Source organism: Gluconacetobacter asukensis (assembly GCF_014174375.1).
In the GTDB taxonomy this organism is placed as follows: Bacteria; Pseudomonadota; Alphaproteobacteria; order Acetobacterales; family Acetobacteraceae; genus Gluconacetobacter; species Gluconacetobacter asukensis.
This window is the reverse complement of record NZ_JABEQE010000005.1, coordinates 176,169-189,700: the sequence shown is the minus strand read 5'-3', so window position 1 is coordinate 189,700 and position 13,532 is coordinate 176,169. Positions and strand designations below refer to the sequence as shown.

Sequence of the window (13,532 nt, the reverse complement as noted above, 5' to 3'; positions counted from 1 at the left end):
CGATGACGGGCGGAATGGATACGGCGGGCCGGCATGACAGACCATTTCTGGTGGGCTTTGTAGGCGACGCCGCGACGGAGGCGATCATTCGCGACGGGCTGGGACCGTTCGTCGGCTTAACGATCGATCTTCGCCGTGGGTCTGTTCGGGCCGCCACCGCCGCTTTGCGCAAGCAGGCGACGCCGAAAATACTGATTGTCGATATCGGGGACGAGAAGCAGCCGATTAGCGCCCTGCGCGAATTGGCCCACGTGGTTGAGCCGGATGTTTCGGTGTTGCTGATCGGCAGTGTCGACAGCGCGGATTTCTATCGCGAGGTCACGCGCGGGCTCGGTGTGTTGGAATATCTGCCGCGCCCGCTGACGCGCGAGAAGATCGCGCGCGAATTCGGACCGGTGCTGGTGGGTCAGATCCCTGAGCGCGACAATGGCGGCAGGTGCGTGACCGTTACGGGCGTACGGGGCGGAGTCGGCGCTTCGACCATTGCCACCAATCTGGCCTGGTTGTCCGGTGTGGCGATGCAGCGCCATACGGTACTGCTGGATGCCGACCTGTATCGGGGGATAGCGGCCCTGCTGCTGGATGTGGCAGCGGGAGCGGGGTTGTGCCAAGCGCTGGAGATGCCCGAGCGGATCGACGTGCTGCTGGCGGAACGCGCAGCCGTCCCGGTGGCCGAAAGGCTTCATGTGCTGGCGGATCGCCTCGATTTCATGACCGAACTGAACTGCGCGCCAGGCGCGACGCGCGCCCTGTTGGGTGTGTTGCGGAATCGATATAATTTTATCGTGGCGGATGTGCCGTTCGTGCCGAATGCGTTCGGCCGTGACTTGCTGGTGGAGGTGCATCAGCGCGTCCTGGTTCTGGAGCCGACCCTGGCATCGGTGCGCGAGACCTTGAGACTGTTGGAGGTTCCTCCCGGCCCATTGCAGAAGCAGCGACCGGTTCTGGTCCTGAACCGCGTGGGCCGAGTGGGCGCGCTGAACCGCCGGCAGGTAGAGGACGCGCTCAAAAGTCACGTCGACCTGACCATTCCCGACCTGCCACGCCAGATCGGCAATGCCGAAACGCTGGGCGAGGCGGCGGCAGCCACGCGCGGCGCGTTCCGCAATGCAATGCTGGAACTGGCGCGGCAGGTCGACGCAGTGGGGATGCTGGATGTCGGGTCCGGATTGTCGGTGTCGGTGACAGCCGGGACCGGACGGCGCTGGCTGCCGTTCGGTTGGCGATGACGGGGTTTCGGCCTCCGCTCTTCGGCCGGCGCATGGTCGTGGGTACGCCGCTCTCGGCGCCCGATCCGGCCATGCGGGTAGAGCGGCTGTCTGGTCCTCCGGTCAAGACGGAACCCGCCGGTGCCAGCCTGCCACTTCCGATCCTTGCCGATCTGCGTGCGATCTGTCTGGACCGGCTGGATCCGGCGGCCGTGGCCGTCATGGCGCCGGAGCGGCTGCGGGCGGATATGGAGCGGCTGATTTCCGAGATCGCGACCGAGCGGCGCATCCAGTTGAATAGTCGCGAGCAGCGGGTCCTGGCTGAGGAACTTGTCTTTGACATGCTCGGACTGGGTCCGCTGGAGCCGCTTCTGGATGATGAGGCAATCAGCGAAATCATGGTGAACGGACCTGAGAGGGTCTTCGTTGAAACGAGGGGCAGGCTGATCGCCTCTGGGGTGCGGTTCCGCGATACGGCCCACCTGGTGGCAGTCTGCCAGCGGATCGCGTCTGCCGTCGGGCGACGGATCGATGAATCCAACCCGATGACGGATGCGCGGCTGCGGGACGGGTCGCGCGTCAATATTGTCTTCCCACCACTGGCCCTCGACGGCCCGTATCTGACGATCCGGAAATTCGGGCGGCAGATCATCGATTTCGAGCGGCTGCTCGCCTTCGGTTCGCTGAGCGCGCCGGTCGCGCGCGTGCTGCGCATCGCCGCCCAGGCGCGGCTGAACATCATCGTTTCCGGTGGCACCGGGGCCGGAAAGACGACGTTGCTGAACGCCCTCTCGCGGTTGATCGATTCCGGGGAGCGGGTGATTACCATCGAGGACGCGGCGGAACTGCAATTGCAGCAGCCGCATGTAGTGCGCCTGGAAACGCGGCCGGCAAACCTAGAGGGGGGCGGGGAAATCGCGCAGCGCGAACTGATGCGCAACGCGCTGCGTATGCGCCCCGACCGTATCATCATCGGGGAATGCCGGGGGCAGGAAGCCTTTGACATGCTGCAAGCGATGAATACGGGTCATGACGGCAGCATGTCCACGGTACATGCAAATACCACCCGGGATGCGCTGACACGCATCGAGAACATGGTGCAGATGGGCAATATGGCTCTGCCTTTGCACGCGATTCGTACCCAGATCGTCGGTGCCATCGACTTGATCATCCAGGTGCAGCGCCAGCGCGATGGCAGCCGGCGCATTGTCCAGGTTACGGAAATCTGCGGCATGGATGGCGATGTCGTCACACTCAATGACATCTTCCGCTTTGAGATCCGCGGCGAAGGGGCGGATGGACGCCTGATCGGGCACTATGCGGTCAGCCGCATGCCGCCGGCGTTCATGCGCCGGCTGGTCTGTTTCGGCCTGGAACGCGAATGGCATGCCGCCCTTGAACAGGCCGCCGGCGAATGTTGATGGGCGGGGTCTCGCCGATGGTGTTGCTGGTTCTGTCCGGCCTGTGGCTGTTGGCCATGAGCGCCACCGGCCTGCTGGCCGAGCGGACGCATAAGAGGAGCCGTAAGCGCGACGCAAGGTTGGCGGCTGTGGCGCAACCCCATCGCCCGGCGCCGCATGTCGAGCTGTCGGCGTTCAGGCGGCAGCAACGTGTGCGGCGTCCGTTGGCCGTAAGCGCTGTCGGGCTTCTGGGCGTCGATATGGCTGGGGCGGCTCTATATCCTGTGCCGTGGTGGATGGTGCCGATCGGGGCATTCATCGCGGCGGGCGCCTTTATGGTCATGACGGAACAGGCCCTGGGCCTTCTTGCGATTCCGGTCATGATTGCCGGCGGGATCTGCCTGTGCCGCGCGACATTCGGCTGGATGATGGAAAGGCGGCAGGGGCGGCAGCTTCGCCAATTTCCCGATGTGTTGTCGACAATCGTCCGATCGGTCAGTGTGGGTATTCCGGTGCTGGAGGCGATGCGAGGGGTGGCCCGCGAGGCGCCGGAGCCGACAGGGTCGGAATTTTCCCGCATGCTGGAGCAGCTTTCCATCGGGGTTTCGCTGGAAGACGGGCTGCGCGAGCTGGCGGCCCGGTCGGGCCTGCCGGAATACCGGTTCTTTGCCACCGCCCTGGCGTTGCAAGCCCAGACCGGCGGTTCGCCCCGCGCCACATTGGAAGGACTGGCCGATGTCATCCGCAGGAGGCTGGCCCTGAAGGCCCGTGGCTATGCTCTGGCGTCCGAGGCGCGGGCCAGCGCGGCGGTGCTGGCCGTACTGCCCCTGGTGCTGGGTCTGATGCTGTGGCTGACGAACCGGGCCTACATCCGTCTGCTGTTCTCGGACCCGGCGGGGCATGCGATTCTGGTGCTGGCTGCCGGGTCGCTGACGATGGGTATTCTCATGATGCGCGCGATCATCCGCAGGACGCTGACATGACAGGCCTGATGCCCGTGCTGGGTGTGGCGACGGGGGCGACGCTGCTGGCGGCGGCGATGCTGGTGCCGCTGACGGTACGGCAGCGGCGGATACGGCGACGATTGCGCGACCTGCAAGCGGAACCGATGACGCGCGCGGCATCGTCGGTCGGGGTCAGGGGATTGGGCACGTCGTCGCTGCGCCTGATCGCCGCCCTGGGCCAATGGATCGTCAGGCGGGGGTTGTTGTCCATTGGCACGCTGGACGAACTCCGAGCATCCCTGGCCACGACGGGGGTGCGAGGTGCCAGCGCCGTCAGCCTGTTCATCGGGGTCAAGATCCTGCTGGCGACTCTTTTGCCGCTGCTGGTGGTCGTCCTCCTGTCCCGGTTTGGGGGTGACCTGCCGCCCTTGCTGCACCGGGCGCTTGCGGCGGCGGCCGCGATCGGGGGGCTGCTGTTGCCGGATTTCATCCTGCGGGCACGGCGCAACCGCTATCTGCGGCAGGTCGAGCGTGGCCTGCCCGACGCGCTGGATGTGATGGTGATCTGCACCCAGGCCGGGATCGGGCTGGGGCCGGCCATTGTCCAGGTCAGCGTCGAGTTGCAGAAGATGTGTCCCGCGATTGCCGGCGAGTTCGCCCAGACGGCCAGCGAACTGAGCGTGATCGCCGACACAAGGCAGGTGCTGGTCAATCTCGGCGCGCGCACCGGGGTCGAGGGGCTGAAGCGGCTGACGACGACCCTGTTGCAGACGCAGCAATATGGAACGCCGATTACGGGCGCGCTGCGCGGATTGTCGGCAGAACTGCGGCAGGAAACCCTGACGCGCTACGAGGCCGGGGCCGCGCGGCTGGCGGTTCTGCTGACGCTGCCGACGCTGCTGTTCATCATGCCCTGCGTGTTCCTGATTGCCGGCGGCCCCGCCGGGATTCAGGTGATGCATGTTCTTCACCATCGCCACCCCTGATGCAGTGGACGGGATATCATTTGTGAGATTGGTCGTGATGACGAGATGGGCATTCGTCGTGCTGGCAGGGGTTCTGTCCGCCTGTGCCGTCGGCGGTGGCAAGGATCATGGTGAGAGCAGGAATCTGGAGGTCGCGCGGGCAGCGTTGCGTGGTGGTGCGCCGCAGATCGCTCTACGCGCCACGACGGCCCGTCTGGCTGATGATCCGACGGATGTGGAGGCCGCGCTGCTCCAGGGCGACGCGCTGACGGCGCTTGGGCGGCTGGAGCAGGCGGAATGGAGTTATCGCGCGGCTCTGCGTGGGCGCCCGGGCCTGGCGGCCGCCCATCTGGGGCTGGGACGATGCCTGCTGGCGACGCACCCGGCCGAGGCCGAGCGACAGTTCCAGTTCTCGGTTGATCGGGAGCCGGGCAATGCCGCCGCATGGAACGATCTTGGCGTGGCGCGGGATCTGCTGCGCCGGCATGACGATGCCCAGATGGCATATCGCCGCGCGCTGGCGGCGAACCCGCAGATGATCGGCGCGCAGGTTAATCTGGCGCTGTCCCTGGCGATGAGCGGCGAGGCAGGCGCGGCAGAGCGCATGGTTCGTCCCCTTGCGGACGAGGCCGCGGCGAGCGTCAAATTGCGTCACGATCTGGCAGCGGTGCTGGCGATGGGCGGCCAGCGGGACGAAGCCGCGCGTATCCTGTCGTCCGATCTATCGCCACAGCAGGTCGCCGAGGCTCTGTCGGTCTATATGGCGGCGCGCGACACGGGGCTATCACCGCAGAGTGCGGGGCTTGGGAACGTGGCGCCCCAGATTGCCGCGCCATAGATATGCCGGGCGCGGCGGACGGGAGCAGATGGATAGCGTCCGACCGGCGTGGGGCGGTGGCACTGTTGGTTGCCTTGGCCCTGCCAGTGCTGATGGGCGTGCTGGGTCTCGGGATCGATGTCAGCTATTGGGCGATGACACGCCTGGAATTGCAGCGTGTGGCCGATATCGCCGCGGTGGCAGGGGGTTGCGCGCTACGGGGCCAGGGGGCAGGCTGCTGACGCGCTGGACACGGCGGCGGCTGTTGCCGAACTGAACGGCCTGCCGGCCGGGACGCGTAGCGGGGACGGGGCGACAACCCTGACGGACAGTGCCGGCGCCTATGTGGCGACGATCACATTCGCCCCGCCGGCCATCCTTACCGTGACGATCGTCAAGGAGGCGCCGCGTCTGTTCAGCGCGTTGTTCCTGACCTCGGGCACCCAGCCGGTGTCCGCCCGCGCCGTGGCGCGGCTGATGCCACGTGCCCACGGTGGAACCGCCTGTATCCTCGCCCTTTCGGGCATGGGCGAAACGGTTCTGGACGATGGCGCCAGCCTGAGCATGCCGGGATGCGACCTGCGCACCAACGGCATGCTGACCCTGGGCACCGAGGCCGCAATCGACGTTGCGAACCTGGTCGCGGGCGGAACGATTGGGCCGGATGGCAATAGTGTCTGTTCGGCACTCACATGCGTGCAGCATGCGGCGCAGGCGGCCGATCCCTATGCGGATCTCTACGGTGCGCTGCTGGGTGTGCCGCCGCACAGTGTGACACTGCCGCTGGGGCAGACGATGCTTGGGCCCCCGCCGACGGGGGTGGCCTATGCGTGGCAGCCGGATGGCGGGGCGTATACGCTTGCGCCGGGAGTCTATTACATCAATGGGGATTTCCGCGTGAACGCGGGCACGACGTTGAGCGGGACGGGGGTGACAATCATCGCCAACGGCAATGTTGTCATTGACGGCGCTGCCTCGCTCCATCTCACGGCGCCGACGACTGGGGCTTCGGCCGGGCTGTTGTTTGCCTCGACCGGTGGGCTGTTCCAGTTCACTGGCGGGGCGACGACCACCTTGACCGGCGCGATTTATGCGCCGGATGCCAATCTGATCATCGATGGGGATAATGGGGCGGCGGGCGATTGTGTCTATGCCGTCGCCGCATTCGTGACACTAAAGGGGAGCGCCCGGTTTGCCGATGGTGACTGCGAGGCGGTGGGGATGATGCCGATTCATGACCTGTCGGGTGTTGCGAGCCTGGTGGAATGATGGGCAAGCGCCGGTGCCGACCGGGCAAGGCTGGCGTGGCCGCATTGGAATTCGCGCTGGTGACGCCTTTCCTGCTCGCGATTCTGGCGGGGCTGGCGGATTTCCCTTTGGCCTTCTGGTATCGGATGGTCGTGATTTCGGCGGTTGAAGGCGGAGCGAATTACGCTTTCGCTGTCGAGCAGAATGCGTCGGGCACACATGGCTCGCTCTCGCCGGGCGATGTCAGGAACGTGGTGCTGGCTGCGGGTGGTCTGTCGGATATGAATGTCACCGTTGGTTCTGCCAGCACGAACTGCATTCAGTCGGGACCTGTCAGTAGCCTGATCGCGGTGCCGGCGGATGGTACCTGTGCGGATGGGACCATGCCGGGAACGTACATGACCATCGCGGCATCCTACCGTTATGCTCCGGTCATGCCGTTCTATGCGATGGTGGCCCCGACGAGCCTGACCGACATGGCCACGGTAAGGCTGCAATGAGCCGTCGGCATGATCTGACGCATGACACGCGGGCTGCCGCCGCAGTCGAATTCGCCGTCGTGGCCGGCATGTTTCTGGTGATGCTGGTGGGCGCGATCGAACTGGGGCTGCAATGGTGGACGCGCGATTGCCTGCAGATGACGGCCGACCTGACGGCACGCTGCGTCGCGCTGGGCGCGTGCAGCGACGATCCGGTTGGTTTCGCGAAAGGGCAGGCCACCGACTGGGCGTTGCCGGGGGCGGTCGCTTCATTGTTGGTCGACGATAATGCCTCATCCTGTCATGGCATGGGCGTCCAGGGCGGGCGGTTCGTCATCGTGCAGATCCGTTCGGATTTCTGGTCAGGTTTGCCGTTCCCGTTCTTTGCGTCGTCGTTGTCGGTTTCGGCCTGCTATCCGCGGGCGTCGTGATGGGGCGCCACCTTCCTAGAGAAGGTGACGCCCCTTTTTCTTGAGCGTCAGTGGGCCAGGAAGGCTCGGATCTTGGTGTTGACTTCTTCCGACCGTTCCATCTGGGGCATATGGCCGGTATCGGGCAGGATCTCGACCGTGATTGCGTCGGGCAGGTTCGCTGCGTGACTGGAAGGCAGGATTTCGTCATCCTTGCCCCAGATGATCAGGGTGGGCGGGGCCGTCTCCAGCACCGGTCGTAGATTGTCGGTCTGGCGGCCGTCGGTGAAGTTTGCTGCCGCCACCTGACGCAGGGCATCGACCGCGCCGTCCAGCCGCTTGTAGCGCAGCACGTCGTCCGCCATCTTGCGCCCGATCAGGCCCTTGTCATGGACCAGATAGGACAGGACCGGGATCAGGGTCTTCTGCCGGTCGGCGGTGATGAAACCGTCGATGAATTCCATATTGATGTCTGGACCCAGGCCGGCCGGCGCGACCAGGGCCAGCGAGGTCACGCGGGACGGGGCATTCTTGACCGTGGTCAGCGCCACCGCACCACCGAGCGAATGGGCCACCAGATGGGCACGGTCGATGCCCAGCGTGTCCAGCAGGTCCACGACGACCGAGGAGAAGAATTCCAGCGATCCGGGGCCGACATCCTTGGTCGAGCCACCATGGCCGGGCAGGTCGAAGGCAATGACGCGCCGGCCTGTCGCGAGGGCGGCGTGATTGAACAGCCAGTTGCCGATATCGCCGCCGAAACCGTGGATCAGCACGATCGGGTCGCCCTCGCCATGTCCGATATCCAGGACCCGCAGCGAGCGGCCCTTGACGTCCATCACGCTTGGCTCGGGCGGGGTATCATCGGCTTCCTCGGCCGCTCCGGCCGAAAATTCGGCGTTGAACTGCGCGATGAAGGCATCGATGTCGGCGTCGGACGTGTCGGCGTCGGCCAGCACGCCGATCAGCGCGCCGACGGCCAGCATTTCGCCTTCCTGCGCCACCTGGCGGCGTAGCACCCCGGCGGCCGGGCTTTCGTAGGCGTTGGTGATCTTGCTGGTTTCGATATCCGCCAAATCGTCACCGGCGCGGACGGTCGCGCCGGGGCGGACCATCCAGCCGGCCAGTTTGCCCTCGGTCATCGCCAGACCGAATTTGGGCATGGTGATGGGGGTGATGGAAGCGTTCATGGTTCAGGCTGCCTCGGTGACTTTATGGTTCATGACGGCCTTCACGGCGGCCTCGATCTTCGCGGCGTCGGGCAGATAGAGGGCTTCCAGCACCGACGCGAAGGGCACCGGGGTATGGGGCGGGATCACCCGCCGGATCGGCGCCTTCAGGGCGTCGAAGGCCTCTTCCGCCACCAGGGCCGAGACATCGGCGGCCATGTTGCAGCGCGGGCTGGATTCATCGACGATCACCAGCCGGCCTGTATCGGCCACGCAGTCCAGGATGGTGTCGCGATCGAGCGGTGAGGTGGTGCGCGGGTCGATCACGGTGCAGCTGATGCCCTGCCGCTCCAGCTTGTCGGCGGCCTCGTTCGCCAGCTTCACCATCCGGCCGAAGGCCACGATGGTCACGTCGTCACCCTCTCGGGTCAGGTTCGCCTCGCCGAAGGGGATGGTGTAGGATTCGTCGGGAACATCCTCTTCGTCATCATACATGACCTTGTGTTCGAGGAAGATCACCGGGTCGTCGTCGCGGATCGCTTCGATCAGCAGGCCCTTGGCCTCGTAGGGCGAGGAGGGGATGACGACCTTCAGGCCTGGAATGTGGGTGAACAGCGGATAGAGGGCCTGGCTGTGCTGGGCGGCGGCGTTGAAGCCGGCGCCGAACATGGCGCGGATCACCAGCGGGGTGCGGGCCTTGCCGCCGAACATGTAGCGGAACTTGGCGGCCTGGTTCATGATCTGGTCGAGGCAGCACCCGACGAAATCGACGAACATCAGTTCGGCCACCGGGCGCAGGCCTGTGGCGGCGGCACCGGCGGCGGCGCCGATATAGGATGCCTCGGTGATCGGGGTGTCGAGGACGCGCTCGGGGCCGAATTCCGTATACAGTCCCTTGGTGACACCCAGCACGCCGCCCCAGGCGTCGACGACGCCGGAGGTACCGCCCTGGCCGCCGGCCACGTCCTCGCCCATGATGATCACGCGCGGATCGCGGCGCATTTCCAGTCGCAGGGCCTCGTTGATGGCCTGCCGATAGCTCTTCTTGCTCATGATGGTCTCTTTTCTGGCTCGCGGGATGAGACGGCGGGGCGGTCAGTACCGGACATAGACGTCGGCCAGCAGGTCGGCCGGCCCGGGCAGCGGGGCGGCCTTGGCGGCGATGACCGAGCTTTCGATCTCGTCGCGGACGGCTTCGTCGATCGCGTCCAGTTCCGAATGCTCCAGCAGGCCGGCTTCGGTCACCTTCTTGCGGAACAGCTCCAGGCAATCATGGTCACGCTTGGCCTCGGCGACCTCGCCGGCGGCGCGATAGGTCATGGCGTCGCCTTCGAAATGGCCGTACCAGCGGGCCAGATGTACATGCAGCATGACCGGCCCGTTGCCGGCGCGGGCGTGGGCGATGGCCTCGCCGGCCGTCTGGTAGACCGCGAAGAAGTCCGAGCCGTCGCATTCCATGTACGGCATGCCGAACCCTTCTGCGCGCGCCTTCTGGGTGCCCGCGACGGCGAAGGATGAACCCGTGGCTTCGCCGTAGCCGTTATCTTCCACCACGAAGACCACCGGCAGTTTCCACACCGTGGCGAGGTTGAGGCTTTCCAGCGTGCTGCCCTCGTTCGACGCGCCATCGCCGTAGAAGGCGACCGCGACGCCGCCGTCTTTCAGAAGCTTGTGCGACAGGGCCGCGCCGCACATCAGCGGCGGGCCGCCGCCGACGATGCCGTTGGCGCCCAGCATGCCGCGCGAGAGATCGGCGATATGCATCGATCCGCCCTTGCCCCGGCAGACGCCGGTGCTCTTGCCATAGATCTCGGCCATCATGCCCGAGACCTCGACGCCCTTGGCGATGCAGTGGCCGTGGCCGCGATGGGTGCTGGAAATGGTGTCGTTGTCCGTCAGGTTGGCGCAGACGCCGACCCCTGAGGCTTCCTCGCCACAATAGAGATGGACGAAGCCAGGGATCTCACCCGTGGCGAATTCGACATGCAGCCGCTCCTCGAAATCGCGGATCGTGCGCATGGCCCGATAGGAGCGAAGCAATGTTTCCCGTGCGATCTGCATTGGAAATCTTCCCTGTTATTCCGGGGATATCGAATCCCGATATCCGTCACCGCAGGGGAGCGCCGATTGACCCTGACGACAAGAAAGACTGTTATTCGAATAACGAATATGTGACGCTGTCTGTCCGGTCTGTCGCGTTCCTGCGACAGGGCGGGCGAGTTAAATAAGGGTAGGCCATAACCGTTCGAAAGAGACGGATGATGTTGCAGATACCATCACCATGGGTGGCTGGCCCTGTCCCGGCCGGCAATGCTGCCCGGATGCTGCTGGCGGCGTCCTGGCAACGCTGCGAGGGCGATTACGCCCTGGACCCGGCGCAATCGGGGCTGTCGGACCTGCTGTCATGCTTCGAACTGCGCCAATCCTGTGACGAGGCCGGGCCGCTGCTGCGGTTTGCCGATGCCGAACTGGACCGGCTGCATGCGATCGTGCGCGACATGGAATACGCGGTTCTGCTGGCTGATCGGACCGGCACTGTCCTGACCCGCCGGACCGTGCGGGACAGTGAGCGCGGATGCCGGCGCTGGCATTTATGGCCGGGCGCGCGGTGGAATGAGCGTGAGGAAGGCACCAACGGCATCGGGACCTGTCTGGCGGAGCAGCGGCCCGTCACCGTGCATATGAACCAGCACTGGCGGGTGAACCTGCGCTATCTGACCTGCACCGCGGTGCCGGTCTATGACGCGCTGGGGCGTCTGGCAGGGGCATTGGATGCCAGTTCGTACCATCCTGATCCGGATGCGCGCGATGTTGCGCTGATCCGCAACACGATCACCGAGGCGGCGCGGCGGATCGAGGCGCGCTGTTTCAGTGACCTGTATCGCGGGCAGATGATTGTGACGATGGGGGCGGATGATGGCAGCTCGGCCCCGCTGCTGGCGCTGGATGCCGACCGCCGCGTGGTGGGCGCGACCCATGCGGCGCGCCGGGACATGGGGCTGAAGGACGGCGATGAGCTGCAATTCTGCCTGATGGACGAACGGGGCCCCGGCAGGGACGGTTTCCGCGCCGCCGAGAAGGCGGTGGTCGAGGCCGCCCTGGCCTCCGCGCGGGGCAATGTCAGCGCGGCGGCGCGGCAACTGGGGATCAGCCGCTCGACCCTGCACCGGAAGATCAAGGCCCTGTCGATCGAGGCCGAAGCCTAGGCGGGTTTTCCCCTGTCTTCGGCCAGCGGGCCCAGGGCGGCGTCGACGCCGAACTCCCCCGGTAGTGCGCCGGGGGGGAACAGCACGTTGACGTGACCCATCTTGCGGCCGGGCCGGGCCTCGGTCTTGCCGTAATGATGCGGCAGCAGGCCGGGCGTTGCCAGGATGGCCGGCCAGAGCGCCATGTCGTCGGGACCGACCAAGTTTTTCATGACCGCGTCGGAATGCCGGACAGCCGGTGGCAGGGGCAGGCCGGCCACAGCGCGGACATGCATGGCGAACTGGTCGACCGGGCAGGCGTCCATGGTCCAGTGGCCGGAATTGTGCGGGCGCGGCGCGATCTCGTTGACCAGGACCTGCCCGTCGCGATCGACGAACATTTCCACGCCCAGCAGTCCGACGAGGTCCAGAGCCGTGGCGATACGCAGGGCGATCGCGCGTGCGTCGTCTCGGACCGTCTCCGGCACGCGGGCAGGAGCAAGGCTGAGATCGAGGATGCCGTTCCGGTGGCGGTTTTCCGTCACATCGAAGGTCACCGCCGTGCCGTCCAGGCCGCGGGCGACCATCACGCTGACTTCGCATGCGAAATCGACCATCCCTTCCGCGACCAGCGGGTGGGGGGCCAGGGTGTCGAAGGCGGCCTGCATATCCTCGTCGCGATGGATGCGGCTCTGCCCCTTGCCGTCATAGCCCAGGCGAGTGGTCTTGAGGATGAAGGGCAAGCCGAGTTCGGTCCGGGCGGAGGACAGGTCGTCCAGCGTGCGGATTTCGCGCCATGGCGCGACCGGGATGCCGGCTTCGGTCAGGAAGCGCTTTTCGGCCACGCGATCCTGGCTGATGCGCAGGATGTGGCCGGACGGGCGCACCGGGCGGAGGGCCGCCAGCAGTTCCAGCCCATCGGCGCTGACATTCTCGAACTCGAAGGTGACGACATCGACCGCCATGGCGAAGCGGCGCAGGGCGTCCGGGTCGTCATAGGCGCCGATGGTGACGGCGTGGGCGACCTGCGCCGCCGGGCCGTCCGGCTCGTCGGTCAGGATGTGGGCCCGATAGCCCAGGCGGGCGGCCGCGACGGCGGACATCCGGCCGAGCTGGCCACCGCCGACGATGCCCAGGACTGCGCCGGGCGGCAGGGGAGCGAGCGTGCTCATCGAGACGGGCTGTCCGCGACCGCGTCCGTCTGTGCCTGACGCCAGGCTGACAGCCGGTCGGACAGGGCGGAATCGTTCAGGGCCAGGATCGAGGCCGCCATCAGGCCGGCGTTGGTCGCGCCTGCCTTGCCGATGGCCAGCGTGCCCACGGGCACGCCGCCGGGCATCTGGACGATCGACAGCAGGCTGTCCATGCCCTTCAGGGCATGGGATTCCACCGGCACGCCCAGCACCGGCAGGATGGTCCAGGCGGCGCACATGCCGGGCAGATGGGCGGCCCCGCCCGCGCCGGCGATGATGACCGAGAGCCCGCGCGCGGCGGCGGTGCGGGCATATTCGGCCAGGCGATCGGGTGTGCGGTGGGCGGAGACGATCCGGACCTCATGCGCGATGTCCAGCGCCTCCAGCACCGATACGGCGTGCCGCATGGTTTCCCAGTCGGACTGGCTGCCCATGATCAGCCCGACCCGGGGAGGGGTCTGGGAGGCGGAATGGGGGGAAGGGGGGGGAGGCGTATCGGTCACGCTGGTCGGCT

General features: G+C 66.3%; 15 protein-coding genes. 10 read left to right on the top strand and 5 right to left on the bottom strand.

What is annotated here, in order from left to right:
• The first annotated feature begins 2 nt into the window (after nucleotides 1-2).
• The 9 genes from HLH35_RS08055 (at nucleotide 3) to HLH35_RS08015 (ending at nucleotide 7,492) form a co-directional block, all read left to right on the top strand.
• Complete coding sequence (locus HLH35_RS08055; protein WP_182978646.1) at nucleotides 3-1,229, top strand: AAA family ATPase; 1,227 nt, start codon at nucleotides 3-5, stop codon at nucleotides 1,227-1,229.
• Between the two features lie 200 nt (nucleotides 1,230-1,429).
• Nucleotides 1,430-2,629, top strand: coding sequence for a CpaF family protein (locus HLH35_RS08050; RefSeq protein ID WP_246384951.1), 1,200 nt, complete (start codon nucleotides 1,430-1,432; stop codon nucleotides 2,627-2,629).
• Nucleotides 2,629-3,591, top strand: a complete 963-nt coding sequence (locus HLH35_RS08045) for a type II secretion system F family protein (RefSeq protein ID WP_182978645.1) — start codon at nucleotides 2,629-2,631, stop codon at nucleotides 3,589-3,591. The genes HLH35_RS08050 and HLH35_RS08045 overlap by 1 nt, the downstream gene beginning before the upstream one ends.
• Nucleotides 3,588-4,538: a type II secretion system F family protein gene (locus HLH35_RS08040; protein ID WP_182978644.1), complete on the top strand. Its 951-nt coding sequence runs from the start codon at nucleotides 3,588-3,590 to the stop codon at nucleotides 4,536-4,538. Before HLH35_RS08045 ends, HLH35_RS08040 begins: the two co-directional genes overlap by 4 nt.
• A gap of 37 nt (nucleotides 4,539-4,575) precedes the next feature.
• On the top strand, nucleotides 4,576-5,355 hold the full coding sequence (locus HLH35_RS08035) for a tetratricopeptide repeat protein (RefSeq protein ID WP_246384950.1): 780 nt from the start codon (nucleotides 4,576-4,578) through the stop codon (nucleotides 5,353-5,355).
• 56 nt (nucleotides 5,356-5,411) lie between these two features.
• Nucleotides 5,412-5,576: a pilus assembly protein TadG-related protein gene (locus tag HLH35_RS08030; protein WP_182978642.1), complete on the top strand. Its 165-nt coding sequence runs from the start codon at nucleotides 5,412-5,414 to the stop codon at nucleotides 5,574-5,576.
• Nucleotides 5,512-6,603: a hypothetical protein gene (locus HLH35_RS08025; RefSeq protein WP_182978641.1), complete on the top strand. Its 1,092-nt coding sequence runs from the start codon at nucleotides 5,512-5,514 to the stop codon at nucleotides 6,601-6,603. Before HLH35_RS08030 ends, HLH35_RS08025 begins: the two co-directional genes overlap by 65 nt.
• The gene (locus HLH35_RS08020; protein ID WP_182978640.1) at nucleotides 6,600-7,082 is read left to right on the top strand and encodes a TadE/TadG family type IV pilus assembly protein; all 483 of its coding nucleotides are present in this window, start codon (nucleotides 6,600-6,602) and stop codon (nucleotides 7,080-7,082) included. The genes HLH35_RS08025 and HLH35_RS08020 overlap by 4 nt, the downstream gene beginning before the upstream one ends.
• Nucleotides 7,079-7,492 carry a TadE/TadG family type IV pilus assembly protein gene (locus tag HLH35_RS08015; protein ID WP_182978639.1) on the top strand — a complete coding sequence of 138 codons (414 nt, stop codon included), beginning with the start codon at nucleotides 7,079-7,081 and terminating at the stop codon, nucleotides 7,490-7,492. Before HLH35_RS08020 ends, HLH35_RS08015 begins: the two co-directional genes overlap by 4 nt.
• A gap of 47 nt (nucleotides 7,493-7,539) precedes the next feature.
• On the opposite strand, the gene HLH35_RS08010 is transcribed toward HLH35_RS08015, so the two are convergent.
• From HLH35_RS08010 to HLH35_RS08000, 3 genes are read right to left on the bottom strand one after another with little or no spacing between them, the layout of a single operon-like run.
• Nucleotides 7,540-8,661: an acetoin dehydrogenase dihydrolipoyllysine-residue acetyltransferase subunit gene (locus HLH35_RS08010; protein WP_182978638.1), complete on the bottom strand. Its 1,122-nt coding sequence runs from the start codon at nucleotides 8,659-8,661 to the stop codon at nucleotides 7,540-7,542.
• Between the two features lie 3 nt (nucleotides 8,662-8,664).
• Entirely contained in the window at nucleotides 8,665-9,693 is a 1,029-nt protein-coding gene (locus HLH35_RS08005; RefSeq protein ID WP_182978637.1) for an alpha-ketoacid dehydrogenase subunit beta, read from the bottom strand.
• Nucleotides 9,694-9,735: 42 nt separating this feature from the next.
• Nucleotides 9,736-10,701, bottom strand: a complete 966-nt coding sequence (locus HLH35_RS08000; protein ID WP_182978636.1) for a thiamine pyrophosphate-dependent dehydrogenase E1 component subunit alpha — start codon at nucleotides 10,699-10,701, stop codon at nucleotides 9,736-9,738.
• Nucleotides 10,702-10,925: 224 nt separating this feature from the next.
• Between HLH35_RS08000 and HLH35_RS07995 the strand changes: the two genes are divergently transcribed.
• On the top strand, nucleotides 10,926-11,846 hold the full coding sequence (locus HLH35_RS07995) for a helix-turn-helix domain-containing protein (protein WP_338029313.1): 921 nt from the start codon (nucleotides 10,926-10,928) through the stop codon (nucleotides 11,844-11,846).
• Here the strand turns inward: HLH35_RS07995 and HLH35_RS07990 are convergent.
• Nucleotides 11,843-12,997 (bottom strand): 5-(carboxyamino)imidazole ribonucleotide synthase, encoded by a 1,155-nt coding sequence (locus tag HLH35_RS07990; RefSeq protein WP_182978634.1) that lies wholly within the window; start codon nucleotides 12,995-12,997, stop codon nucleotides 11,843-11,845. The two genes, HLH35_RS07995 and HLH35_RS07990, sit on opposite strands and share 4 nt — an antisense overlap.
• Complete coding sequence (gene purE, locus HLH35_RS07985; protein WP_338029312.1) at nucleotides 12,994-13,521, bottom strand: 5-(carboxyamino)imidazole ribonucleotide mutase; 528 nt, start codon at nucleotides 13,519-13,521, stop codon at nucleotides 12,994-12,996. Before purE ends, HLH35_RS07990 begins: the two co-directional genes overlap by 4 nt.
• Nucleotides 13,522-13,532: the final 11 nt, after the last annotated feature.

Coding starts and splice junctions, on each gene's coding strand:
- HLH35_RS08000 (WP_182978636.1), bottom strand. CDS start 10,701: ATGCAGATCGCACGGGAAACATTGCTTCGCTCCTATCGGGCCATGCGC.
- HLH35_RS08050 (WP_246384951.1), top strand. CDS start 1,430: ATGGCGCCGGAGCGGCTGCGGGCGGATATGGAGCGGCTGATTTCCGAG.
- HLH35_RS08040 (WP_182978644.1), top strand. CDS start 3,588: ATGACAGGCCTGATGCCCGTGCTGGGTGTGGCGACGGGGGCGACGCTG.
- HLH35_RS07990 (WP_182978634.1), bottom strand. CDS start 12,997: ATGAGCACGCTCGCTCCCCTGCCGCCCGGCGCAGTCCTGGGCATCGTC.
- HLH35_RS08020 (WP_182978640.1), top strand. CDS start 6,600: ATGATGGGCAAGCGCCGGTGCCGACCGGGCAAGGCTGGCGTGGCCGCA.
- HLH35_RS08055 (WP_182978646.1), top strand. CDS start 3: ATGACGGGCGGAATGGATACGGCGGGCCGGCATGACAGACCATTTCTG.
- HLH35_RS08015 (WP_182978639.1), top strand. CDS start 7,079: ATGAGCCGTCGGCATGATCTGACGCATGACACGCGGGCTGCCGCCGCA.
- HLH35_RS08045 (WP_182978645.1), top strand. CDS start 2,629: ATGGGCGGGGTCTCGCCGATGGTGTTGCTGGTTCTGTCCGGCCTGTGG.
- HLH35_RS08005 (WP_182978637.1), bottom strand. CDS start 9,693: ATGAGCAAGAAGAGCTATCGGCAGGCCATCAACGAGGCCCTGCGACTG.
- HLH35_RS08035 (WP_246384950.1), top strand. CDS start 4,576: ATGACGAGATGGGCATTCGTCGTGCTGGCAGGGGTTCTGTCCGCCTGT.
- HLH35_RS08010 (WP_182978638.1), bottom strand. CDS start 8,661: ATGAACGCTTCCATCACCCCCATCACCATGCCCAAATTCGGTCTGGCG.